The organism is Pantoea sp. A4 (assembly GCF_000295955.2).
In the GTDB taxonomy this organism is placed as follows: domain Bacteria; phylum Pseudomonadota; class Gammaproteobacteria; order Enterobacterales; family Enterobacteriaceae; genus Pantoea; species Pantoea multigeneris.
Window position 1 is genome coordinate 64,201 of the sequence record NZ_ALXE01000018.1, and the last position, 23,028, is coordinate 87,228.

The following is a 23,028-nucleotide window of genomic DNA, read 5'->3' on the forward strand; positions in this document are numbered from 1 at the left end:
GCTTTTCCGCCGCGATACGCTTACAGTTGAAAACCCACTCGCCGCTGCTGTTTACATAGCCGGTGGTTTCCCGGCCAGTGGACGTCTTGAGCCACACACGCTCGAATGGCTTGGGCGGCGATGCGGGAGATTGCCAATTCATCAGCATCCTCCCACCACGTCGAAGAAGCCAACGGACGTGCCCGAGAGAGGCAGGCCACTGAGGCATCCGTTCGTGTCCCATGCCAGTATCTGCTTGTACAGGTAATCCGTACCGGCGCTGTCGTAGGTGAACGAGCGTGACGCACCAGACGGAGCTGACTGTGAAGCAATCTTTCTGGCACCGGACAGGGCGGCCAGTCGCGCGGCTGCATAGATAAGCATGAGCTTCTGCAGGCTTTCGGAGTAGCCCGCCCCGTCCATACATGCAGACGTGGCGTTTACCTGTTCGAGTAGCAACTGCAGGACGGCATCAGGTACCGTGAAGCCCAGTTCAGCTATCAGCGGTTTTACGTCATCCAGCGTGATTTGGGCTGCCATGGTTACTTATCCTTTTTCAGTGCTTCTGCCAGCGCAGCCTCTGCATCATCAGCACGCTTGGTTTCGGCGGCCAGCGCATCTGCATGAGCCTTTTCTGTGGCTTCGGCCTGATCCTTCAATGCCTGGTTCTGCGCCAGCGCATCGCTCAGTTGTGATTGAAGCAAGCTGGTGTCCGCAGTCCCGGCTGAGATATCAACAGCAGTTAATTTGCTGCCCTTCTTCTCTTTGGTTTCTTTAGCCTTGCCGGAATCAATCCAGCGCTGTGCGGTTTCGTCGCTTACTTCAACCACTTCACCAACCCCCAGCTTTCGGAGGTTGGCACCGGCATGAAGACTACCTGAGGTGATTTCTACCAGTGCCATATTTGCTCCTTAGCTTGAGGCATGGATTACGGAGTACTTGTTGTTGATGTCCTGCTTGACCATCAACCCCATTGCACCCCAGGTGCGCCAGATGTAATCGCTGTTGTAGTGCGGTCGCGGCTCTGCAACAGAACCAACTGCCTGCCCTACGATCGGCGCGATAACCTGAGCGGTAAGCGGCACAATCACAATCTCGTTCCCAGTCAGCTGGCTGTCTTCCTTGATGGCGGAGATACCAGTCAGCTTCAGCAATTCAGCCAGGATGGTTCCGCTCTGATAGTTATCAGAGAAGTAACGCTCCAGGTTGGAAATGATGTCGCCAGATACATACCAGGTCTGATCTGCATACTGGTTATTGATGCGGCGCATCTGGTCACGCAGAGCGATAGCAGCGCTGCGAATGGCAGCAGATGTTGCTGCCGCAGAGCTGAAGTCGATGTTCAGGCCTGAAGCTCCGAGGTCGATTTGCATCACGCGCTCATCATCGCGCAGTCCTTTCCAGGTCAGGCCATCGAACACCGCCCAGTTACCCGCCTTATCCTTGAAGCCGTTGAAGATGTAATCGACGTATTTGCGACGAACATCATCAACAGAGCCACGCTGTGCGTCACCCTGAGACTGAAGTGCTGAAGGGCTGTTGAAGATAGGGTCACGCCATTCAAACTTGAAGCCTGAATCGTGGATTGGCACCATGGTGCCGTCGAAGGTGTAGCTCTTCGCATCCAGTGCCGCGCCGATCTGACCGGACATTGAGGTGTGCGCCCAGCCACGACCCCCGGTACGGGCATAATCGTAACGCGACTGCTCAAGACGAACTGAGCGGGACAGTGGCATCAGATCGTTCAACAGCGTGAACTCAGTGTTGGGTTCGAACTGCTGAAGCACGGTCGTGTCATACGCACGGTAAAGGCGACGGATATCATCCACAGCGTTTACCGCATCAAGTGAGCCATTCTCACCAAAGCGAGTGCGGGCAAGGAAGTCAGCCATTGACTGAGCAGAAGCAGCACGCTCGCGCTCAAGGTTATTAAACTGCCACTGGTTGATTTCCAGATTTCCGGTGCGCTCGCCCATAGAGCGGGAAAATACAAACATTCAGTGCTCCTTACTTGAACACAACGCGAATCAAATCACCCGCAACCGCAGTGGTGGACTGATCTTCTTCGATATAAGCGAATACAGCAGCGTCGTCTGCTACTGCAGTAATCTGGCCGTTAGCAACCGCCACTGGCTGACCTTTGGTGTAGGTGCCAGCAGCGGCACGCACATTAAGGAACATGCCTGGCAATGGCTGAATACCAACAACCAGCTCATTAGCCGCGATATTGTCATCAACGCTGAGGCAGCGAAGATAGTCTTTGTTCGCCACGTACAGGATGCTGGACTCAGCTCCTGCTACAGACGCGGTGAACTTGTCTGCAACGCTGAAGAAGCCGATTGTGCCGGGCGCAGTAGCAGCGATAGCGCCGCCTTCACGGTTAAGCAGTGGGTTTGGGAACACACCGCCAGCGTGAATTACGTGTTTTCCATCTTTAGCCATGTCTTACTCCGGCATTTCGCTGAATGATTCGTTGGTGTTTACCTGATGGCGCATAACGCCGTTCAGACCGTGGGATTTCTGGCATTGAGCGTAAAAGCCATCGAGAGCCGCGCCATCGAGCGCATTAACCGCCAGATCGTCGAGCTGGAACTTAGCTTTCACTGCGGCGCGCTTTTCGCTCTTCTCTTTGTCAGAGTTGGCGGCCATGCCAGACTTAATGCCAGCCAGGTCTTCTGCGATTAATTTCGCCCAGGCTGGCATTTCTTCGCTGTTGGTCGCGGTTTCTTTGGCCTTCTTGTCATCTGCCTCTTTCTTTTCACGGGCAGCCTTCTCTTCAGGCGTTTCTTGCTTATCAGCCGCTTTCTCAGCAGCCATCTGGTTATAGGCATCCATCAGCTCGGCATCGGTTTTGCCTTCGGTCGGCTTACCAGCTGCTTTCAGCGCATTAACAATCAGTTCTTTCATCGGATCTGTTTCTCCGTTGGTTTTAATTTCGTACTCAGTGGGTTTGCGCACGACTTCTACAGGTTCGCCGACGAATTGAGCGGTGCCGTCATCGTCGATGAGGTACTTCTGCTGATACATCTTTTCGCCTTCGCGATAGATGAACTTGTCCGGCCATACGGATTCAGGCCAGCCAAAATAGTTGTCACCCTTGCCTTCACTCAGCTTCACGCTGATGGCACGCTGAATATCGTCAAAGGTGAAGTTGGAAGCGTTGGTGAAGAAGAACTTCGTTTTGTTAAAGAAGCCCTCTTTGGTGCAGTTAGAGGCGTCTGACAGGTTGGCGATTTCGATATGCTGCTCTTCGCCCTCAGAGTTAACGAAGATGCCAACGCCTTCCTCTGGCGTTCCAGCGCCCGGCTCGTCAAGCAGGACGGCAACATGGTCAAACAGCATGTTGGTGGCAATCTCGTTGTACTTCTTGCCTTTGGATTCGCCATTCGCTGCGATACCGGAATAGAGCAAGCCGGTCGAAATATGGATCGGTTCAACACTGTTCCCCGCCGCCATTTCATCCAGCCGGTTGACTAGGCGCTTGCCTTTATCACTTCCCTCGGCATATTGGCGATCAACATACATGTCGCCAGACACCTTCCCGTCTTTATGGCTGACGTTCTGCAGCCATGCCCCGACGTGGTAATTGTTCACCGCCCGGACATCCCGAGCGGAAACGTGCTTACCGTCCACTTTCGGGTGACCGAAAGGCATCGGGTTACGCTCAAGGGTGTTATAGGCCTTTGCTATTTCGGCTGCCGGGTACAACTTCCGGTTCATCACAATGTCATCGACTACAGGCGTGATGCCGCGAACCACAATGTGTGGCTTACCGTCGATAGTCTCAGTGGTGATGTTTGAAGCGGAGTTGACGACGGTCAGCACGTTAACGCGGTTGCGTTTCATGCTGTGTCCTCTTGGGGGGATTGATTAATCTGCCTTCTGCCAGTCTTTCCTTTCTGTAGCCAGGCGTTCTACTAGGCCCGGATTAACGACTTTACCCTTTTCATCAAGAATCACCGGTATCTGGCTGCAATAGCAGTGGTAGCGGTTGCCACGTTCGCTGTAGAACGTTTCAACCTCTTCAGTGGTATAGGTATGTCCATGTCTTGCTGCATGCCATGACCGAGTTGTGGGCTTCAGAGCAGAGAGCCAAAGCACAGCAGTGTTTAGCCCCAGTCTATCCCGAGCCCAGTCAGTTTCCATCCACTGGGCCTTGCGTAACGCCCCCACCTGCTCAGTCTGGGCAATGTTCTTGGCAGTGGACATCGATACATCGAGCCTTCTGCTGATGATGCTTGCTGTTTCTCGCGGGTTAATCCCCCGACCGATTGAGTCAGAAATCACATTAGCCAGATTCGCGCGGGCCGCATCGCTAATGCCCTTCCAGTCGCTATACGTCGATACGTATGCAGCTGATATCTGGTTCTGATAAGCCGGTGTGCTTAGCAGTTGCGCCAGCGTGGTTTGCTGTTCGTAAGCCTGAGACTGAACGGAGAGGTTGGTGAAGGCAGCCAGCGTGCCGCGTTCATACTCAGCAGCTACATAGCCAAGCGCCCAGTGGTTATTGCTGCCGCCCTCCAGCAGGGAATCATCCAGTATCACCTGCGTCTGCTGAAGAAGGTCGGCCAACTGGGCAGCCGTCATGTCATAAACATACGTGCCAGCGTTCACTTGGTAGATAACATTGCCATGTACCGCATGAGATGAATTACCCACCCGCTCGGTCCCGGTTAGTCGAGCATCAAACAACTGCCTGAGGGCCAATTTTATCCGGTAGTAGCGGTTTTCAATGTCGCGAATCATCCGGTTTACCGGTTTAGCTGACTGTGTTGGGTCAGCTTTATTACGTGGTATCACCGGTGTTCGGATTGTCTTCAGGGTTATCACTCAGCGGGTCTCCTGGTGGAGGCGGTGGCAATTCGTTTTCAGCGATAGGCTCTAACTCACCAACAGCGCGAATCTCGTTTTGCTCGATTGCCGGGGTGCCGTAAGCGGCCTGAGTTTTCTGCGCCACATCTGCCATTGCCTGCATATTGGCAATTTTTTCTTTCTCGCTCGGTGCGAGTAAATCAGACCAGGCGAGTGTTACCTCGCCTGAGGTCGGTGGGGCAATAGCACCCATAGTCCAGAAGCGTTCAATTATGGCTGTAACAACAGCGGACTGGAACCCCCAGCGCCGCCCGTTGCAGCGTTTAGCCCAGTCAGTTTTATCCTCATCAGACGCCAGCCGCCCAGTCTGTTGACCGAACTGAATGGTGAACGGACACTGAATCGACGCAGCGAACTCATTCGCGGTGACTGTCCATGTCGGCTGCGGATCGGCAGCGGCCACGGAGAGAACGGATGGCGCGCCTGCCTGCATAACCAGAGCCGCATCGGTGCCACGGTTCATTCTGGCAATCTTATCGTTGAGCGCTTCGCCGAGGTCTTTAAACCCGGCTGAGACTGCCTGTGCCGATAGGATTGCCATATCGGTGTCTTTATCGAATGCAATGCCTAGCTGGCGGCTGGCGTTCTTCAGGAACCCTTCCGAACTACCACCGGACACTTTTTCCAAATCGAGCAGCTTGTTGTAACCAGCTCGCAGGAATGGCACGCCGGAAAGCATGTTTTCATCTTCAGAGCCTTCACTGAGGATGATGATGCGGTCAGGATGAACGGTAACACCGCGCACAGGCCCGTAACTGCCATCATCACCTACGGGCTGCTCGTTGAAGTTGTAGCTGACAGGCTGGCCGTAGGTATCAGACATGGTGTCAGTGTCGAAATTTCCCGGCTTAACCTGTGACTCCCAAGCGGGAATAAGTTTTACAATGGCCTTATCTTTCAGCCTGGTAACCACTGTGCGATCGACCGGCTGGCTCCACTCCCGCCCATCTTTGAACTGGATAAGCAGCGCCGAGTACCGGCCAATCAGATTGCGACGATCCGCATCTTTGATTTTCGGCCAGTGCTTCTTAAGCAACTTGGTAACCTGTTTTTCCCAGTAGGTGGTATCTGTCGCCTCTTTGGTTTCATCGCCATCAATAATCGTGGGGTTGTCTATCCAGCAACTATCAAGCAGCTTGTGAACAGCGGCATGGGCAACTGCGTTACGCTCATAGGCGCGGTAGTACTGCTCAAAACCAATCTGGTCGGGGTAGCCGAACTCATCCCATAGCTTGGTTCGCTTGGTGTTGCCATTTACCCCGGCATAGAGGGAGCGCAGGCGCCCCACGGTAGCGGCCAGCGCGTTTACGAGGAAGTTTTCCCCCGGTTTTAATTCACTCACTGGTGCTCCTTAGAAGAAGATTGCGCCGGTCTGTTTGCGGTTTATTTTCGCCACAGCGAAGTAGCGGAATGCATCCGCGCCATGCGAGGTGAAGTCATGCAGTGGTTTGTCTTTCCAGCAACCGCGCTTGTCATCCCACTCCTTGCGATAGCCTTCAAGATGGGATATTCCCTCTTCGCATTTCACGGCGTCGAAGGCGCATTTGGGGAGAATTTCACGCACCGAGTCGATGCCGGTATCAACACCCAGCTTTGGTGCGACCTTGAAGCGAATGGAGTACATCTGCCCGTCAATTTCAAAACCTTCAGCAGCGATCTGCTTGCGGCTCTTGCCGTCGCCAGCAAACTCACGGTTGTCTATGTCGTGGGGTGCCCAGTGCTCGCCGTATTGGTAACCACGGTCTTTCAGCACCTTCATGTAATGGCGCAGGCCTTCACCGCTGTTCTCGTAGTAGTCGATGACGTGAAATTCTTCGCCAACCTCACGGACGAACCATATTGCGGTGGAATCACCAACACCGATGTCCCAGAAGGTGTGTACTGGCTGGTGAGAGTTATCAGGCAAGTCGCCAATGCGCTTGCTGGTGTAGAGATGCCGGAACTGGCTGGCGTAATAGGCACCTTCAACTGACTGCTCAAATGCTTCAGCCGGTATGGACGGATATTCGCGCTTCATATCGTCGCCGAGCGTTTTCTCTTTGGCGTAATACCAGGCTTTCTGACGCTCACTCAGCGTTACACCGTGTTTAACCTCAATCTCATCGAAGTAATCGATCAGACGTTGCGGTATGGCTTCAACCGGGTCGATTGCGTACTGCGGATTCTTCCACCACGAGAAAAAGAAAAACTTCCAGTCGAGGTTGGACAACACCTTGCCGAGCAACTGCGCCTTCTCTGCCGACTGGCAATAGTCGAAGAAGTAGCTGGCCCTACCCTCTGCTGTACTCTCTATCGTGGTGAAGCAATCGCTTGAGACTGCCTCGAATGCGCCAGTGACAATCTCACGGGCTTTGTCGGGAAACTTGGCGCATATCTTTCCGAACTCAGAAACATGCAGGTAACGCAGTGTGCCACCGCGAAATGACGTGCTTACGTAGAGTGAGCCGCCTTTCTTGAATACCAACTCTCCCGCCGAATCATTGCTTGCCGGATTGGCAGCTCTGATTTCGGTCGGTAGCCTGTCGTAGGCGTATTTCACCTTTTCACGAAACAGGCGTTTGGCATCATTCAACGTGTGGGCGATCAGCGCACATTTTGCAGCCTCGAACAACGCAGCATCCAACTGGATAATGCAGACTTCCGTGGTGAAACCTAACTGCCGAGCTTTCAGGATTATGTTCCTGGTGTGCATACCCTCAAAGTATTCAAGTTGCTCCGGCGTCATGTTGAACCGAACCGTCTTGCCTCCTTTGTCGGTTATCCAGTAGAGGTGATTCAGCCGCCAGAGTTTGTCGCGCAGAAGCGCAATGTGTTCCGGCTTCATGGCTACCCCTTAGCTAAATCATCCATCAGATCGGATAGTTTCTTCGTTGCATCATCGCCGGTAGGCCCGTCAATGTCATATGCCTGGCGCTCAAGGCCAATCAGGTTCTTTAACGCATCGCTCAAGGCTTTAACTGACTTAACGCGCTCTGGCATGCTGATGATCGACTGGTATATCTCATTCAGTCGGTCACGCCCGTTGTCGTCAGGTTCAAACATCATCTCGCCAAGTTTCCGTAGCGCGTCTACGTCTGCGCACTCAGCACCCAACTCATCAAACAGAGCGTTGGTTATCTCACGTGCCCGCCGGATGTCGCCTCGATGTTCCATGCGAACATTAGCTATTACCTCCGCTGATGCTTCAATTAGTTGCCGCTCGGAAACCGCCTTTTCGGTGGAAACCAGCCTGGAAACCTCGCGTTTGGAAACCAGCGCATCAGCCTTAGCCTTTATCTTGGCTTTAAGGTCTCGCTCCCAACCATCACGCTTTGCGCGCTTGTTGATTGCGGTATGCGTTACTCCTTGCTGTGAAGCAATTTCGCGGACAGATAGCAAACCAGCCCGGTAAGCTGATTCGATAGCCTCCCAATCTGGTGATGCCATGTTTACTCCAATAAAAAACCGCCCGAAGGCGGCGCTTTCACTTAACTGTTTTGGGGAACCCAACTGAGTTCGGATCGAAATCTCCATCTGGCTGATCTTCTATCTTGGCCCAGTGGTGAATCTTATCCGTAGTGTTGTACATGTCACCCAAAAGATATATTTGACCTAGACTGTGATTTTCTTTGTCGTACTTCGCATATGCCAAGCCTTTATTCGTAGACAGTAAAATCCACCCTGAATAATCAGGTCTCTCTTCAAAGCTTTTCCACATGTTAACTCCATCAGCTTTAGGGGTTTCAAGCCCCCATTTAATCATTGAGCTAATGCGTTAACAATCATCATCAGGCGCGCTCGAAAATGCGCCCAGCAACAAGAGCCGCTGTGAAAGTGGCTCTCACTTTTTCTTTTTGCTCTGGCATTTGGTTGCCCACGCTTTGGCTATGTTCAGGCAATCGTCGAACATCTTGCTCTTGCCGCTGGCAGAGGATGATCGGTGATAATAGTTCACCGCTTCACGTGCCCCGATGTGTGCAACATCTACATCGAAACCAAGCCTTACCAACTCAGAGATAACGTTCTTCTCAATAAACTGGACTGGTGTCATGCTGGATCCCCTTCTGGAAAATCTCCCATGTCACAAAGCCTGAACTGAATCAGATCTTTCACCAGTTGTTCAGCCTTCTTAATGGCCTTCTTCTCTTTCTTCCTAAGGTTCATCAATGCACTACCTGGCTGCCCGTGCTCCCCGAGAGAAAACTTCTCCGCTGCCGCAACACGGTTAGTCATTTCACTGATAGCCATTTCTGCCAGCCCTGAGAAGTCGAGAAGGTTGATGTCCTTTCCGCCTTCAAGCTCCGTCATGTGATCGAACACCTGCGACTGCAACTCGTAGCTGTAGCTCATTGCCATTAGGCAAGCTTCTCGCTTAGGGAAGTTGTAAATCTGCCTGATGCCAGTAGCACCATTACCTGCGGTGTAGGTATCATCGGCCAAAAATTTGGCTGATGTCTCACCCAGCACTTTCGGGACTTTGGCGAGGAAATGCTTATGCTGCAATTTAGTGAACTGCTTGCAGGGAAACTTCAATCCTGCCGCCTCGGCTTTTGACTTACGATCAGCATTAATGTAATCGACCATCTCAAGGCTACTCATGGTCGGTGCTTGGTTAGAAGAAAGTGCGGTTAATGCGTTGTTCATAGCGATTGCCTTTTAGAAAGATGAGCCTGTTCGCACAGAAAAGCCGCCCCGAGATGGTCGCCACCATATACGGCAGTTCTCAGGCTCAGCTTTCTGAAAGACTCGGGAGTGTTATGCGCTGCGATACGCGTGTTTACTGCGGGTACAAAAAAGCCCCTGCGCGTGCCGAGGCTGTGGTGCTCTTTCTAAATCAGCTTTGGTTAGAGGTACTTCTGGGCCAGAGCTACCAATTCATCTTTTGCAGCCTCACCCAAGTGAGTGATGCCGGTTTCGATAAATGCCAGCGCGGCTTTCAGGTCTTTGACGCCTTCTTTCGCTTCTGCTGCCGGGGTGATTGCTTCAGCGGTGACCGGCTCTACTGAAACAGGCTGGGCGGTTGATGCGTCATTTAGTGGCTCAGACATTTCTTTGCTCTCTTCTTTGGTGTGAATAAACCAGCTTTTCAGCCAGGTAAGGAATCTGTTCATTTCTGCCGTTCCTGCTCAATTTTGCGGATCGCCGCTTTATCGAGGTTGCACTGACCTATGGCGCTGAATGCCAGCACGTTGAGTTGCAGGCTCTGCGACCAGTTCATGTTGTCGGGAATGGTGGGTTGTGGCGTGTCGGCTGTCAGCTCACTGCTGATCGGTACGTAAGGGACTTTGACGTAAACCGTCTGCGTACTGCCGCAACTGCTCAACAGCAGCACTATCAATACGGGTGTTAGCGCACGCATCGGTGGAGAGCTGATTTCGGATAGACACAACCCTATCGCCAGCATCTGCCGCAACAGTCGTTTTTTGTTCATGGGTGGCTCGGGATATATCATTGATGAGGGTAACGGCGGTTATCACGTTATTGGTGATTGCCTCTGCCGTCGCTTTGCCCTGCTCCGCCTGTTCTTTCTGTTTAGCTAGCTCGACGTTGCTTGTGTGCTGCACTTTCACCGTTACAGCCAAACCAATGATGAACAGAGCGAGAATGACTATCGCCACCGATCCCCACTTGATATCGGAAAGTGTCATTCATCCAGCCCCCAGCACGTCAGCTCTGATTCCTGATAGCGGCGATCAACCTGCCCAAAGCAGTTGTTAGAGCGAATGCGGCAATCTTTGCCACCGTCGAATATCCAGCGCTTAATTTCAGCGCAAGCACCGTGGCGATCGCCGCTGTTTAGCTTGCGGTAGAACGTAGAAGGTAAGCATTTACCGGGGCCGATATTCCACGGACAGAATGAAGCAATGCCAACCTTTTGAGGCTCGGTCAGCGGAACGTGAACATTTCGGGCAACCCAGTCCAGCGCCTTTGCCTGTTCTGCTTTATCGATGGCATCACATTGCGCCGCACTTAACTTCATGCCATTCACTACCGGCTTGCCGTTAACACGCGTAACACCACCACAGATCGTCCAGACCCCGCCAGCGTCAGCGTAAGCCGTCAGGCTTGAGCCTTCTTTCTCTTTCTGAAACTGTGACATCAGGGACGGAGCAGATGCTCCTGCGGCTATGAGCGCCAGCATGGCGACACTTAGGCGGGTTTTAAGCTGAGCGGATATGGCCATACTTATTCCCCGCGTATTACAGCCTTACCTTCACCGGCCGCTTTTTCGATGGCTCGGGTTTGACGGCGCTGGAAGTATAAGTTTGTGATGAAAGTAGCTATACCGAGCACGATCCCGATAACCACCGCGACCTGATTCCAGTCAAGGTCATGAATCCATTGCGACACACTGCCTCCACATACAAGTGTGCCGGACACGCAATAACTGACTGCGGAAGCAATTTTGTCAGGCATGATTTTTACCATTCTCACCCCTCTAGGGGATTCGCTTTAAGATTTTGCTTAAGGAAGAACAAAGCGAACCCGGTTAAAGTTTCAACTGATGAGGAAGAAACTTTCCCGAGTTCGACTGAACCCGCCAAGTGCGGGTTTTCTTTTGCCTTTACGGATGTAAAAGACGCCCGATGCCACACAGGATAACGAGGGATTTTTGATTAACTGGCAGGGGCGGAAACGAAAAAGGCACCGCCGAAGCAGTGCCTGTTAATTTAGGATATGAATGTATTAGCTTTTCGAAACCACGTCGCCAACGCATTTTACGGTTGACCAGCAGTTATGAGCCCAGTCAACGCCTCCTGACTTACACACAGCATTGACAACTGCATCACCACCCATCATTGCGGCTTTGTAGCGCATATTCTCCAGAGCTTCTGATCCAGTGGCGACATCTGGCCCAGTTGTGGTGGCGAAGATATTCCCACCTAACTCAGTTACCATCGTCGTACTTCCGGCGCGACGCGCACAACTCATACCCATAACTTCGCCAAGCATTTTTGCTTTTGGATAAGGATTGTTGGAGTAACCTTCCATATTGGCAAATCTCACCCTGGCATCTCTTGGCATATCTTCTATGTCATTCGATACACAGCCGGTAATTACCGTAGCAAAAAATAAAACAACCAACCCCTTTCTCATTCTTTCATCCCAGTTAAATTTCTTCATGAAATTTTATAACTTAGGAACGGCTTCATGGAAGAGTTAATAAATTCTCAAACGAACAATAAAAAAGGCCCACCGAAGCGAGCCTTATGTTTTGCTGAAAATTGTGACTATTGTCATGATGCCGGGTGCCTCCCGGTGGGTAAGCCAGTCACCTTTACCCGCAGCATTTCGGCGATCACCATGGTTATCTTGGTAATTCGACTGTCGCCCCTCCGCACAGGGGGATTCAACATGACAGTTACATCCTATACACGAATTCAAATTTAATAAACCTCAAATTTGAATGGCCTATTGGTGAGGACGCTGCGTAGGGATTCGAACCCTCTGTCCTGCATGGCGATCTCCGACGTCGCACAGTATCCTCGCCAATATGCAAAACGCCCCACGGAATTAACCGCAGGGCGTCTTTTTGTCATGTGGCGCTCAGTTCGCTTTACTCCCCGAGCCTATGTGAAATATGGCAGATCGCTTGCCCGCAATCATTAGCAATTAGTGCTAATTTTCTAATTGTGCTGCTATTTTAGGAATCTCCTTCTCCATTTCCCGCTTAGTTGCGTAAAACATTTCTCCTTCGAGAATATCCAGAGCCCACTCCATTCTGTTCCGGGCCTCTTTTGCGCTGACGCCAGTGTGATAAATCAGGCAACCGATAATGTTTTGCACGCTCTTGCGCTTGCAGTAGCGTAATCTGGCAACGTTTTTGATTGGGTTGATTGCACCGAAAGTCTTTGTCATCACAGATTCAACGAAGGCGGCATCATCGGATTCTTTGGCGAGAGCGATGATGTTGGCCGTTGATGACTGTGGGATTAGTAGATCCCGAGCCTTTCGGAACAACGCTTCCCCGCGCAGCCCTTCACAGTGGAGTTCTGAGACGATTTTTTCTATCTGCTTACCCTTCTGCTCGCTCCATTCGCATCGCATCATCAAGCGGCCAATCACGTTCACCTCGCTGCGATCATAATCTTCATTCCCAAGATGCTGCCCCCAGACCGTGAGTAGGTGTCTGACCCATGCCTGCTGTGATTTATTAATGGTCTTCCATCCAGTTCCAAACAGGCGGCGCATGTCAGATGAACTGCGTACCGGGGCCAGCCTGGCTAGTTGTTGAAAGTCTCGCTCAATTCTCATTTCTTTCTCCGCTTAGGACAGGCATCCCATATCTGCATGTGGGCTGGCTGTATGGTTGGGATTATTGGTCGGAAACGGCGGAGTAACTTGTTTAGCCAGGTCATGCAGCTTCACCCCTTTGTTTGATCAGCTCGCGTGTCTTCTGCCGGTAGTGTGCCGCCAGTTCCTGCAACTCTTCCCGCGTCCACTTCTTCAGCGTGTGCGGCCCCACCAGGCGGTCGAAAGCCTCCTGCCCAATCTTCGTGATCAGCCGCGGCTTGTACTCGCCGATGTTCCCGGACAGATACGAGTTGCAGTGTTCGCATTGCAGATGGCAGTTGGTTTCGTCGTAGCGGGTTTCTTTGCTAGCACCCACCGTTCTGTAATGGCCAGCATTCATCTTCGCGCCTGTATTACGGCCACAGCTGATGCACGGATTCCCGGAGTCACGGGTGCGGATGTATTCGTTGAAGGCTGATTGGGCTTGTTTATGGAAGTGACTGAGGGGTTGTAGAGCTAACTTGCGGATCTTGGTGTGGCGTTTTTCTTGCTGGGTTTCTTCTCTTCGTCGTCGCTCTGCTTCCTGTATCGATTTCTGCCGGTCTTTTTCTCGCTTTGCTAGCGCGATTACGGTTCCACACTCTGCACTGCACCACGTTTGATTCTGGAAGGCTGGGTTGAACCATTCGCGGCAGTCTGGATTTTTACAGCGCCGCCTGACTTTTTTCATCTGGTTAGCCTCATTCTGTTCCATTTGGCGCGCAGCAGTCCGTAGGTGTAGTCGAATGTCTTCACCTCACTGGCTAGCGGGATTGGTTTGCGTTTTGAGCGGGTGCGGCGGGTGGGCTGATAGATTAGGTGGTCAATTATGGTTTGAGTGGATGACCTATTCATTTTGCTTTTCCTTCAGTTTCTGATACTCCGAGTCGTGCGGTATGGTCAGCGCAAGCCCGAACTGCATGCACCACCGCTCAACCTGATTCAGGAAAAAGTGCATCTCTCCCGTATCGAGTCCGGATGTGTGCCGGGGTTCGTAAGTGGTGACCTTCTCGCCAGTAACGAAATCGGTGTAAGTGACCTCTTCGCAGCCAAGGTAGGTACGCTTAAGATTCCGTTTTACCCAGGCGGGCGTAGCGTCAGTGCGGCCAGACTTAATCAGGTATTCGCTGATTTCGTTGAACCTCAAATGCGCGAGGGAATTCTGCGAGAGGGAGCGTTTTTCTTTCCAGGGTTTCAATGTGAGGCGGTAACACTGGCCGGTGGCGAGTAGAGGTAAGAGCTGTTCGCCGATGGCGCGGAAGTTACTCTGATGAAGGCGTATGCCGTCCTTCGGTATTTCCATAGCGGCCCTCCTGGTACGGACAAAACATCTTTGTAAACATTCTGCTAGTCTATTGATGACCCAATGTATGAAGGAGTGAACAATGCCATTTGCTGAAGCACTGTTGTTTGTGCATTCTGCTATTAGCTTTCTTATGTCGGGTGTTCTTTACGGACGTTACAGATACAAAGGAAAAGACCCATCACTATCGACGGTCGCGGTATTAATTACGCTAATTTTAATGGGGCTCATCGCCTTCTCAGGCGGCTTACTGTGGGGCCATTTCCATGACAGCGCAGCGGTTAACGGAATTCTGCCGTAAATCCGTAATTTATCTCCTTCCCTTCAGGCCAAGATTTCGCCGGATTTCAGCGATTCGATCTAGCCCCTTCTCATTGCCGAGTGGGATATGCAGCAACGGAATTTGCTTGCGCGGCGGGGGGATTTCTTCACCGGCTTCAATGCGGCGGGACATTTTGCGCAGTTGCTCTTTCAGGCGCTGGCGGCACTCGGCATCTGAAAGATTGAAAGACCGCATCTGGTTATAAACCGCCGTCACCATGTGGAAACAGGCCGGGCTTTCCCAGGGGAAATTCTCGCTACAGTCGTACATGCCACGGTCGCGGCAGTACAGGCGGAACATGTCGTACAGCCCTGCCTCATCCGGCAGACCAGCAGCGAATCGCTCACCAGATTTACACCACTCAATGAACTGGCCCGGTGAAGGCAGGAATGGCGATCCGCTGGCTCGGGCTTGACGCATGCCAGCTTGCAAATGCTGCTTGCTGGTAATTCCATTTTCAGCGAAGGCAGCGATCCACTGTCGCTTGGCGGCAGCCTCGTCTGCCGGATTGCGCCAGGCAGTGCTGACAGATGCCGGGAATACCTGTTTCAATCCCTCGAAAAACTCATCCATCAACTTTTCGACCTCCTGGTGCAAACGGCGATCAGGCGGCTGAGGCAAGTCACCGGCCATGCGGACCAGAGTGGAGCTGTCTCGATTGTTTATTGCGGCTACGAGTTGTCTCATATGAAATTGTCCCATGCTTCCTGAGTATTCCAGTTGGCAGCTGACTGCTGCTCCGCCGGTCCAGTTCGGTTACGGTTAGGTTGGTTCATCTGGGCTTTAAGCGTTTGCCACTTCTCGCGAAGCTTTGAGGGGCTCATGACGTTGGTCTGCCAGAAGTGATCGGCGTTAGCCCATTTGAAAACTTCGCATATTTCGAGATGGCTAACTTTCAGCGCGCTTCGCATGAGCCGGATATCGTTAGCCCAGGCAGGCCAGTTGGGAACCTGTGCGGTTGGTGCAACGATCGAGACTTTGCTGAATAGCCATTCAGCCGCTTTCAGGTCGTCAGCAGTTCCCCACTTGTCACCCTTCGGGGTTTGAATTGCTGCATCAGGACGAAGAGCTGGAAGTTTTACAGATGGGCTGTCAGGGGATTCGGCAGAATTCTCTGACGTAGTGTTTTTAATACTGTTCTTGTTCTTGTATTGGGTGTCTACCGTTTCCGGGAAGACTTTTCCCGTTTTCGGGAAGGAGTTTTCCGTTTTCGGGAAAACTTTTCCCGGTTTCGGTTTGTCCAAAATCCACGCTGAAATTTCAGTATTTACACCCACTGTTTTCATCACTCCATGCTTCTGACAGAAGATGATTTTCCGTTCTGCCAGCGCCTTGATAGCATCCGAAACATGGCTGTCACTCAAGCCTGTAAGCTCTCCGATTACCGTGTTCGTTACCCTGTCCTGTTTCTTATTCCATCCGTAGGTAAGCCATATCACTGCCTCAAAACACTGCCACTCGCGGCCTGATAATCTCAGGCGCGGCTTTAGCTTCTGAATCTCATTGGCAGTCTTGGTATACCCGTTGGACAGGTCGGCCATGTGACCTCCTGTTTGCTCGGTTTTTTTAGGGAAGCTGATAACGGTGGCTAAACTCATGGTGCCTCCACCTCAGCAGGTATACCGGCACGATATTCAGCCAGAATGCGGTTGATTTCTTCAGCCGTGTCCATGTACAGCAGGAGGTAATCGCCTTCCCCGCCACGATTGAATTCAGCATCAACCAGAAGCTCCACTAACCGGCGAGCCTTAACTGCACTGAACAGCGGGATAGCCGCGCTACGTGACAGCTTTGACTTGCCAGCCGCTTTAGCTTTCACCATCTGTTCTTGCGCTACGACGCCAGCATTAGGGCCATGCTCACGCGAAAGGGCTACAGCGGTGGTCGGAGCAACTTCTCCGGCCTTCACCATCGCTATCAGGCTGTCACCGCAGGTCAGCAGTTGTAGATGATGATCAACATCGGCTGCAGAACGCTTAACCTTTTTCGCTACTTCTGACGCTGACCATCCCTGATTAATCAGGCGCTGATATGCTGCAGCACGTTCAAGCGATGTAAGTGGCTTACCCTGACTGCTGGTGACCATGAAAGCGATGCGATCTGCTTCGGTACCGGAAAAATCTTTGCACTCAAGGCGGGGAATTTCATGGCCTTCCTGCGTTGCCAGCAGTGCGCCCTGGTAACGGTGGTGGCCATCGATAATCTTGATGCCATGCTCTGTCACCTGCACAGCCAACGGAGGAACGTACTCACCTGCAATGTACGCATCCCGGAACTCTTCAATGTGCGCCTGGTCAATCTCGCGCACGTTGTAACCCGGCTCGATGTATAACTCCGCCAGCGGGACCAGGAATGTCTTTTTAGCCGACATCTCGGTACCGTTTTTCTCTTTTGCCTTGTAAAGCGATAGTAAACTACTCATAATTACTCCTGTGAATTGATCCAGTCATTTCGCATCAGGCCTCGAAGCTGTTCGCGCAGCTCGGGGCTTTTTCTTTGGTCAAAATTTTGGCGACCTCTTCAGCAAGTCGGTTCATTTCTTCGTCAGCCACCCCGTATTCCAGAATGTCGAGCGCAATGCTCATCTGCCTGAAGAAGTCACGCTTCATGCGACTTACAGTGTATTCCGCCACACCAAACCTTTCGGCAAACACCTTCTGCGTTAGTGTGGCAAGTTTGTTAAGCAATGCAGATTCGATGCGGCGGGCGTTCTTGCTTTGAGTTGCGTTTTCCATACCTGATAATTTCCTTGCTATGTAATTGTTTACGTGAGCAATCCGTGGGGGATTGCCACTTTGAATTTGGAGCCACGTTGTCGGCGGCGCAGATTGATAAAGAGCGGAACTACTTAAGCGGCTTTTTCTTTTGACGGTGGGAAAACTTCGTCCAGCGAACACTGGCACCCAAGTTTCTCCAGCCCGGCAACGATTGACCGACAATCATTAAGGCTTGGGGTACGGATATTCAGCTCATAGTTGGCAATGCGTGACTGCCCCCAACCAATTGCTGAAGCGAGAACAGCCTGCGAAATTCCGATTTTCTTTCGCTGCTGGGCAATGTTATTCATTGCGTCCTCCTTAGCGTTAAACACAGAGGCATTACACACAAAATGTGATTAACAGTCAACCTCAAATCGTGTAAGAGGTACAATCACATTGCGTGGTAAATTAGGGGAATGAAAACTATGCATGAAGTTATTGGGGAACGGATTAAGTCCCTGAGAGAAGCTAAAGGACTTAGCCAAGCGCAGCTCGCCAAGCAATGTGGCTGGGCAGCCCCTTCTCGCCTTGGGAACTATGAACTCGGCACACGTAAAGTAAGCGCTGATGATGCGGTCTTGCTTGGGAGTGCGTTAGGGGTTTCCCCGGCGAAGATCATGTTTGGTGATGAGTCTGACGCAGTTTTCAAGCAGTATGAGTACCCGCTGTTTGCCTCTGTGCAGGCTGGCCCGTTCTCAGAAGTAGGCAGCTATACAGCCACTGATGCAAAGGCCTGGGTGCCAACGACCAAGAAGGCCAGCGAAAACGCATTCTGGCTTGAGGTTAAGGGCCACTCGATGACTGCGCCGCAGGGTGTGCGCCCCAGCTTCCCAGAGGGGATGCTGATTCTGGTTGACCCTGCCGAGGACGTTGAAACCGGCGATTTTTGCGTTGCTTCTGCAAACGGTGATTCAGAGGTGACTTTCAAGAAGTACGAGAAAGATGCAGGTGTGAGCTACCTGGTGCCGCTCAACCCTTCATATCGCGTGATAGATTGCGATCACAGCATTCGTATCATCGGTAAGGTAGTTAAGGCTCAGTGGCCGGAAGAGACGTTTGGGTGAGATGAGTTAGTAATTTTTGAACTACTCATGAGTATCTCATAAGGCGTCCTTCAGTAATTTTAAGCACCTTTGCTGATTGTAAGCACAAGCAGAGCTATACACTTTACAAAGAATTATGACTATAATTCCCAAAAGGGGAACCTAGTAAAAAAATGGATGTCAGAGGTGTACAGAAGATCCACGAATTTTGCAAAAAGCACAATCAGGCCCTAAGGCCCCTTGAAGCGTGGGTGCAAGAGGTTTCAACTGCCACGTGGTCAACGACACACGATATCAAAAGTCGTTACCCATCAGCTGATTTCCTTTCGGATAAAAGGGTGGTGTTTAACATTAAAGGCAATGATTACCGTCTAGTTGTACAGGTGGTTTACGTGCTAGGAGTGGTAGTGATACAGCAGATTGGTACTCATGCCGAGTATGACAAGTGGAGATTGTAATGTCAGGCTATTGTTGGAAGGTTCTTAAAAGCAAAAATGACTATGAACAAGCCATGGACCGCTTTTTGATGCTCGCAACTTGTGACCTTACTCCGGAAACTGAAGAATATGATGAGTTCGAATTACTTAATTTGTTAATAGGTCATTATGAAAAGGCCAATTATCCAATTCGGAAGCCTTCACCACTTGATGCCATCAAATTTAGAATGGATCAGATGGGTTTGACTCAAACAGACATGACAGCATATTTGGGTTCTAAGTCTAAAGTTTCTGAGGTCCTGTCTGGTAAAAAGAAATTAAGCCTCACAATGATAAAGAGGCTCCATGACGGCTTGGGTATATCTTTAGATGTTTTGATTCAGGACTCTTCGTCAGTAGACGAATGGTGCACAATTGAGCCAGATACTGCTTCGCCAGAAAAGTTGGAAATTACTGAAACTCTTAAGCGCGATAAACATGAGCGATATTTGTTGTTCTTTTCAGGACGAGAGTCCTGCAACAACTTAAGTTCATTAACCAAAGAGAATACTGTTAAGACTATGATTTATAAAGGAAGTTATTCCGAAAATAGTTTTAATAGAAAAGAGATATCGTCCGCCTCAGATCATAGCCAATCAGAGGTTATCTGTATTAATCAAATAGACGACAACGAATACTACCAAACAAATTATGAAAATATCATTAATAGCCAAAGCAGTATCCAGTGCTTCCATTAAGTCATTACCTAAAGTAGAAGGGAAGAAAGAGAGGAAGATAACTGTAAAGCTGGATAGAAAATTATTTGGGAATCAAAAGAAATCAAACGTCTTTAGGGCAAGTTATACAGCTGTTATATCCGTGGAAGGTGCCGCTCAGGTCGAAATTACCTATAACTTTGATTTTGAGTGTGATGTGGATTTCTCACAAGAGGTCGCAGAGAGTGATGCCGTCAATGTCAAGGCTCCTACTTATGCGTATCCTTACATTAAAAGTTACGCTGAAAATCTCATCAGCATGTCTGGGCTAGGGAGTTACACTCTTCCTTATTTTGACTTTTTCGAAAGCCAATTAGAATAAAATGTTAATATGCTAAACCCGGCCACCGCGCCGGGTTTTTCATGCCCCCAGCACCCTAGCCCGCCACTGAGCGGGCTTTTTGGTGTCCGCTACCCCACCTAACGCTGCTGATCCGAGTTCAAGACTGGGCTTGGGGAAAATAAATTCACATTAAAAACATACACATAATGTGTGAAGATAAAATCATACACATTTCGTGATTGACTATAAAATCACATTTTGTGTATATTCAATTCCATCAGCACGGCAACACAGAATCACGCTGATAGCTCTTTAACAACATGCAGCGCTGACAAAGCGCGATACGAAAACCGAGATGGGTTTGGGATTGGATGAATGCGCAGGCTGATGCGCGGATTTAAAAGCTAACGGTTTCCGCAAGCGATCGATACCAGCTAAGTAGTGTCATATGCCTTCGGGTACTGGGTCGTAATAACCGATATTGAGGGAGGCGAAAGCCGTTTACCTCGGCATGGTTTGCAAGCCGGAGATCAGCACCGGCCATCCAATCACCAAAACCATTTCAGGAGGCACCATGACAGCTATCACTTATGGCAGTTCAGTAAAAGAGACCGCTAAAACTCGTCGCCATGCTCGTCGCCGGGCGGCGGCAATTGAGCGTGACGGCATCTGCTCAATCATCGATACGGTCTTTGGCATTGAGCCAGAGGTTGTTGCAGTAACAGCGCGGCCAACTAACCGCGTATCCCGCGCCACCTCATCCCCTAGCCTTCGTGATCGGCACGAGAGTGGAGCGAATTGTTTGCCAGAGGTGGCGATATACGCCGCCGGGTATCGTAAATCTGAATGCGTGACAGCGAGGTAGTTATGGGTGAGAGCGAACTTAAGCACGTAATAGTGATTTTACTTGAGGATGCTAGGCGAATAAAAGAGATTGAGCCAAATTCAGGCATAGAAGCCCGAATCGGCTTGCTGAAAACGCTTTGAAATCTACAAATTATGTGAAGACAGTCTTTAGACGACTTTTAGGCCTCTAATCGCCCTTCCCGCAGACTTTGTAACTAATACCCCTGAGCCATTCTTAACAGAATCAGCTATTGCTTTCACTTCATCAGCCACTGCAGATTCATCTTTAGATGAAGACTCAAAAGTATATTCTGCGTCAGGTAGATGGTGTTCAGTACCTGAGCTTGCAGTTACAGTCCGCTTATAGCCCTTGGCATTCATTTTTTTATGTAAAAGTTCGTAGTCATCATAATCTGCATTATGCAGCTCTACTCTTACTGTAAAGGTTGCCATACAAAATCCCTTATTGTCTGTGGAATAACCAAATTACCAGTTTCCTTTGTCTGTGGAAAGCTCAGGAACCACCTCGCCTGATGTGGTTAAAAGCAGGCATCAACTCAACGACAGGTCGCTTAGGCGGCCTTTTTTATTGGATCAAACATGAGCAAGTACAGAGACCTGCTGCTTTTCGTTGCAGCGGGCTTCATGCTGGGCGCTGGCTGGGTGGCTGTTTATTCAGGCGGCGCGGAACTTTATTTATTAATCAGAGGTGAGTATGAGAACGGTAGAAGTCAGAAGATTCCATGCAGTGGCTGGAAAAAGAGAAGAGTTGCCCCCTGTCACTGGCAAGTTTCACCAGTGGGGAATTGCATTTGAAGAATTCGAGACTGGTCCGGGCAATTACACCGTTGCCATTGTTGAATTGCCCGATGGGACGATAACCACGCACATCCCTGATTTTGTCAGATTCTTAGATTAAACCCGCGCAGAGCGGGAACGGTAAAAGCGCAAGCGGCTTTCTCTCAGAGCTGCTTTCAGTTTTACCCTCCATCATCCATTAGCCCTCTCCGGAGGGCATTTTTTTGCCTGAAGGAAACCGAAATGAGTGAAACAACGGATTTAGTCGTCATCGAAAAGTCGAACGCGATGGCGGTGTTTACCACCAAAGAGCAGCTCGACCCGATCATTGAAGCAATCGAGAAAGAGGCGCGCAGCCTTGTTCCTGATGTCACAACCAAAAAAGGCCGTGACGCTATCGCATCAATGGCGCACAAGGTGGCCCGCTCCAAAACCTATATCGACAACGCTGGTAAGGAGCTGGTTGCCGAGCTCAAAGCTCTGCCGAAGCAGATTGATGAAAGTCGCCGCGTGGTTCGTGAGCGACTGGATGCACTGAAAGATGAAGTGCGCCGCCCGCTGAACGAGTGGGAACAGGCTGAAGAAGACCGCAAGCAGGGATTACAGCAGCGGCTGGCAGCGGTCCGAGCACTGGCCGATGTGATTGACGCCACCGGAAACTATTTGCCGTCCAGTGACATTCAGGAACGCCTCAGCGAAGCCAAAGCGGTCACTCTGGACGATACCTGGCAGGAAATTTCCACCGAAGCAGGCGTAGCGAAAGATGCCACGGTGCAGAAGCTGGAAGCAGCGGTAATCGTGGCAAAGCAGCGTGAAGATCAGGCTGCCGAACTTGAGCGCCTTCGCAAAGAAGCAGAAGAGAAAGCCCGGCGCGATCACGAAGAGAATCTGAAGCAGGAAGCTGCCGATGCCGCACGCCGAGAGGCTGAGCAGAAAGCACAGGTTGAGCGCGAAGAAGCAGCTCGCCGCGAAGCAGAGCTGAAGGCCAAGGCTGAACAAGCTGAGCGTGACCGTATCGCTACACAGGAACGCGCAGAGCGGGAGGCCCGTGAAGCTCAGGAGCGCACCGCCAAACTGGCACATGAAGCACGCGAACAAGCTGAACGTGAAAAGCAGGACGCAATCGCGGCTGAGCAACGCAAGCAACAGGAAGCCGAACAACGCCGCCTGGCCGAAGAAAAGCGCATCGCTGATGAAGTAGCAGCTCGCGCTGCGAATGAAGCTCATCGGAAAGCGGTCGGTACCGCTGTTGTTAACGCGCTGATGGCTAATGCCGGATTAACCCGCGTCCAGGCTATCGACGTTCTGACGCAAATCAAAGACGGCAATATCCCGCACACCGCTATCACCTACTAACCAATCACTTTAACCAACACCA

At 51.0% G+C, this 23,028-nt stretch carries 35 protein-coding genes; 8 read left to right on the forward strand and 27 right to left on the reverse strand.

The genetic code is table 11. The annotated features are described in order from the left end of the window. Positions 1–141 precede the first annotated feature (141 nt). From B880_RS0104180 to B880_RS0104285, 21 genes are all read right to left on the reverse strand, one after another. Entirely contained in the window at positions 142–519 is a 378-nt protein-coding gene (locus B880_RS0104180) for a DUF7370 family protein (protein ID WP_017346118.1), read from the reverse strand. A 2-nt stretch (positions 520–521) separates the two neighbouring features. Continuing rightward, positions 522–881 (reverse strand): hypothetical protein, encoded by a 360-nt coding sequence (locus B880_RS0104185; RefSeq protein ID WP_017346119.1) that lies wholly within the window; start codon positions 879–881, stop codon positions 522–524. A gap of 9 nt (positions 882–890) precedes the next feature. After that, positions 891–1,976, reverse strand: a complete 1,086-nt coding sequence (locus B880_RS0104190; RefSeq protein WP_017346120.1) for a major capsid protein — start codon at positions 1,974–1,976, stop codon at positions 891–893. 10 nt (positions 1,977–1,986) lie between these two features. Then, complete coding sequence (locus B880_RS0104195; protein WP_017346121.1) at positions 1,987–2,421, reverse strand: hypothetical protein; 435 nt, start codon at positions 2,419–2,421, stop codon at positions 1,987–1,989. Between the two features lie 3 nt (positions 2,422–2,424). Further along, on the reverse strand, positions 2,425–3,825 hold the full coding sequence (locus B880_RS0104200; RefSeq protein WP_017346122.1) for a hypothetical protein: 1,401 nt from the start codon (positions 3,823–3,825) through the stop codon (positions 2,425–2,427). 24 nt (positions 3,826–3,849) lie between these two features. Next, positions 3,850–4,725, reverse strand: a complete 876-nt coding sequence (locus B880_RS0104205; protein ID WP_017346123.1) for a phage minor head protein — start codon at positions 4,723–4,725, stop codon at positions 3,850–3,852. 40 nt (positions 4,726–4,765) lie between these two features. After that, on the reverse strand, positions 4,766–6,193 hold the full coding sequence (locus B880_RS0104210; protein ID WP_017346124.1) for a DUF1073 domain-containing protein: 1,428 nt from the start codon (positions 6,191–6,193) through the stop codon (positions 4,766–4,768). A gap of 9 nt (positions 6,194–6,202) precedes the next feature. Beyond that, a complete protein-coding gene (locus B880_RS0104215) occupies positions 6,203–7,675 on the reverse strand; it encodes a terminase (protein WP_017346125.1) in 1,473 nt (490 codons plus the stop codon). A 2-nt stretch (positions 7,676–7,677) separates the two neighbouring features. Further along, on the reverse strand, positions 7,678–8,277 hold the full coding sequence (locus tag B880_RS0104220) for a hypothetical protein (RefSeq protein WP_017346126.1): 600 nt from the start codon (positions 8,275–8,277) through the stop codon (positions 7,678–7,680). A gap of 37 nt (positions 8,278–8,314) precedes the next feature. Further along, positions 8,315–8,548 (reverse strand): hypothetical protein, encoded by a 234-nt coding sequence (locus tag B880_RS0104225; RefSeq protein WP_017346127.1) that lies wholly within the window; start codon positions 8,546–8,548, stop codon positions 8,315–8,317. A 123-nt stretch (positions 8,549–8,671) separates the two neighbouring features. Then, the gene (locus tag B880_RS0104230) at positions 8,672–8,881 is read right to left on the reverse strand and encodes a hypothetical protein (protein WP_017346128.1); all 210 of its coding nucleotides are present in this window, start codon (positions 8,879–8,881) and stop codon (positions 8,672–8,674) included. Beyond that, positions 8,878–9,474 carry a hypothetical protein gene (locus B880_RS26860; RefSeq protein WP_017346129.1) on the reverse strand — a complete coding sequence of 199 codons (597 nt, stop codon included), beginning with the start codon at positions 9,472–9,474 and terminating at the stop codon, positions 8,878–8,880. The genes B880_RS0104230 and B880_RS26860 overlap by 4 nt, the downstream gene beginning before the upstream one ends. A gap of 200 nt (positions 9,475–9,674) precedes the next feature. Next, positions 9,675–9,941: a hypothetical protein gene (locus B880_RS26600; protein WP_017346130.1), complete on the reverse strand. Its 267-nt coding sequence runs from the start codon at positions 9,939–9,941 to the stop codon at positions 9,675–9,677. After that, on the reverse strand, positions 9,938–10,261 hold the full coding sequence (gene lysC / locus B880_RS25590) for an Rz1-like lysis system protein LysC (RefSeq protein ID WP_017346131.1): 324 nt from the start codon (positions 10,259–10,261) through the stop codon (positions 9,938–9,940). Before lysC ends, B880_RS26600 begins: the two co-directional genes overlap by 4 nt. A gap of 213 nt (positions 10,262–10,474) precedes the next feature. Next, complete coding sequence (locus B880_RS0104255) at positions 10,475–11,014, reverse strand: lysozyme (protein ID WP_017346133.1); 540 nt, start codon at positions 11,012–11,014, stop codon at positions 10,475–10,477. A 2-nt stretch (positions 11,015–11,016) separates the two neighbouring features. Further along, entirely contained in the window at positions 11,017–11,259 is a 243-nt protein-coding gene (locus B880_RS0104260) for a phage holin (RefSeq protein WP_017346134.1), read from the reverse strand. Positions 11,260–11,517: 258 nt separating this feature from the next. Further along, the gene (locus B880_RS0104265) at positions 11,518–11,955 is read right to left on the reverse strand and encodes a hypothetical protein (protein ID WP_157060500.1); all 438 of its coding nucleotides are present in this window, start codon (positions 11,953–11,955) and stop codon (positions 11,518–11,520) included. Positions 11,956–12,450: 495 nt separating this feature from the next. Next, on the reverse strand, positions 12,451–13,086 hold the full coding sequence (locus tag B880_RS0104270; RefSeq protein WP_017346136.1) for a hypothetical protein: 636 nt from the start codon (positions 13,084–13,086) through the stop codon (positions 12,451–12,453). Between the two features lie 100 nt (positions 13,087–13,186). After that, positions 13,187–13,795: a recombination protein NinG gene (locus tag B880_RS0104275; protein WP_017346137.1), complete on the reverse strand. Its 609-nt coding sequence runs from the start codon at positions 13,793–13,795 to the stop codon at positions 13,187–13,189. Then, the gene (locus tag B880_RS25895) at positions 13,792–13,959 is read right to left on the reverse strand and encodes a NinE family protein (RefSeq protein WP_017346138.1); all 168 of its coding nucleotides are present in this window, start codon (positions 13,957–13,959) and stop codon (positions 13,792–13,794) included. Before B880_RS25895 ends, B880_RS0104275 begins: the two co-directional genes overlap by 4 nt. Then, positions 13,952–14,407, reverse strand: coding sequence for a YbcN family protein (locus B880_RS0104285; RefSeq protein WP_017346139.1), 456 nt, complete (start codon positions 14,405–14,407; stop codon positions 13,952–13,954). The genes B880_RS25895 and B880_RS0104285 overlap by 8 nt, the downstream gene beginning before the upstream one ends. Before the next feature lie 82 nt (positions 14,408–14,489). Here B880_RS0104285 and B880_RS0104290 point away from each other — a divergent pair, with 82 nt between their 5' ends. Then, positions 14,490–14,708, forward strand: a complete 219-nt coding sequence (locus B880_RS0104290) for a hypothetical protein (protein ID WP_017346140.1) — start codon at positions 14,490–14,492, stop codon at positions 14,706–14,708. A 9-nt stretch (positions 14,709–14,717) separates the two neighbouring features. Here the strand turns inward: B880_RS0104290 and B880_RS0104295 are convergent, their stop codons facing one another. The 5 genes from B880_RS0104295 to B880_RS0104315 all read right to left on the reverse strand — a co-directional run bounded on the left by B880_RS0104295 (position 14,718) and on the right by B880_RS0104315 (position 17,796). Then, positions 14,718–15,416 carry a replication protein P gene (locus B880_RS0104295; protein WP_017346141.1) on the reverse strand — a complete coding sequence of 233 codons (699 nt, stop codon included), beginning with the start codon at positions 15,414–15,416 and terminating at the stop codon, positions 14,718–14,720. Continuing rightward, the gene (locus B880_RS0104300) at positions 15,413–16,327 is read right to left on the reverse strand and encodes a replication protein (RefSeq protein WP_017346142.1); all 915 of its coding nucleotides are present in this window, start codon (positions 16,325–16,327) and stop codon (positions 15,413–15,415) included. The genes B880_RS0104295 and B880_RS0104300 overlap by 4 nt, the downstream gene beginning before the upstream one ends. Further along, positions 16,324–17,151: a ParB/RepB/Spo0J family partition protein gene (locus B880_RS0104305; RefSeq protein WP_017346143.1), complete on the reverse strand. Its 828-nt coding sequence runs from the start codon at positions 17,149–17,151 to the stop codon at positions 16,324–16,326. Before B880_RS0104305 ends, B880_RS0104300 begins: the two co-directional genes overlap by 4 nt. A 34-nt stretch (positions 17,152–17,185) precedes the next feature. Then, complete coding sequence (locus tag B880_RS0104310; protein ID WP_017346144.1) at positions 17,186–17,464, reverse strand: CII family transcriptional regulator; 279 nt, start codon at positions 17,462–17,464, stop codon at positions 17,186–17,188. A gap of 113 nt (positions 17,465–17,577) precedes the next feature. After that, positions 17,578–17,796 (reverse strand): helix-turn-helix transcriptional regulator, encoded by a 219-nt coding sequence (locus tag B880_RS0104315; RefSeq protein ID WP_017346145.1) that lies wholly within the window; start codon positions 17,794–17,796, stop codon positions 17,578–17,580. A gap of 108 nt (positions 17,797–17,904) precedes the next feature. Between B880_RS0104315 and B880_RS0104320 the strand changes: the two genes are divergently transcribed. The 5 genes from B880_RS0104320 (at position 17,905) to B880_RS25905 (ending at position 20,871) form a co-directional block, all read left to right on the forward strand. Next, positions 17,905–18,552, forward strand: a complete 648-nt coding sequence (locus B880_RS0104320; RefSeq protein WP_017346146.1) for a LexA family protein — start codon at positions 17,905–17,907, stop codon at positions 18,550–18,552. Positions 18,553–18,704: 152 nt separating this feature from the next. Next, on the forward strand, positions 18,705–18,989 hold the full coding sequence (locus B880_RS0104325) for a type II toxin-antitoxin system HigB family toxin (protein ID WP_017346147.1): 285 nt from the start codon (positions 18,705–18,707) through the stop codon (positions 18,987–18,989). Beyond that, complete coding sequence (locus tag B880_RS26605) at positions 18,989–19,705, forward strand: helix-turn-helix domain-containing protein (RefSeq protein WP_017346148.1); 717 nt, start codon at positions 18,989–18,991, stop codon at positions 19,703–19,705. The genes B880_RS0104325 and B880_RS26605 overlap by 1 nt, the downstream gene beginning before the upstream one ends. Beyond that, positions 19,659–20,045: a hypothetical protein gene (locus tag B880_RS26610; RefSeq protein WP_017346149.1), complete on the forward strand. Its 387-nt coding sequence runs from the start codon at positions 19,659–19,661 to the stop codon at positions 20,043–20,045. The genes B880_RS26605 and B880_RS26610 overlap by 47 nt, the downstream gene beginning before the upstream one ends. Positions 20,046–20,580: 535 nt before the next feature. Further along, positions 20,581–20,871 carry a transcriptional antitermination N peptide gene (locus B880_RS25905; RefSeq protein ID WP_017346150.1) on the forward strand — a complete coding sequence of 97 codons (291 nt, stop codon included), beginning with the start codon at positions 20,581–20,583 and terminating at the stop codon, positions 20,869–20,871. Positions 20,872–21,020: 149 nt separating this feature from the next. Here the strand turns inward: B880_RS25905 and B880_RS0104345 are convergent, their stop codons facing one another. Next, a complete protein-coding gene (locus B880_RS0104345; protein WP_017346152.1) occupies positions 21,021–21,305 on the reverse strand; it encodes a type V toxin-antitoxin system endoribonuclease antitoxin GhoS in 285 nt (94 codons plus the stop codon). Positions 21,306–21,567: 262 nt separating this feature from the next. Between B880_RS0104345 and B880_RS24720 the strand changes: the two genes are divergently transcribed. Both B880_RS24720 and B880_RS0104355 read left to right on the forward strand, forming a co-directional pair. After that, the gene (locus tag B880_RS24720) at positions 21,568–21,771 is read left to right on the forward strand and encodes a hypothetical protein (protein WP_017346153.1); all 204 of its coding nucleotides are present in this window, start codon (positions 21,568–21,570) and stop codon (positions 21,769–21,771) included. A gap of 122 nt (positions 21,772–21,893) precedes the next feature. Then, on the forward strand, positions 21,894–23,006 hold the full coding sequence (locus tag B880_RS0104355) for a hypothetical protein (protein WP_017346154.1): 1,113 nt from the start codon (positions 21,894–21,896) through the stop codon (positions 23,004–23,006). Positions 23,007–23,028 lie beyond the last annotated feature (22 nt).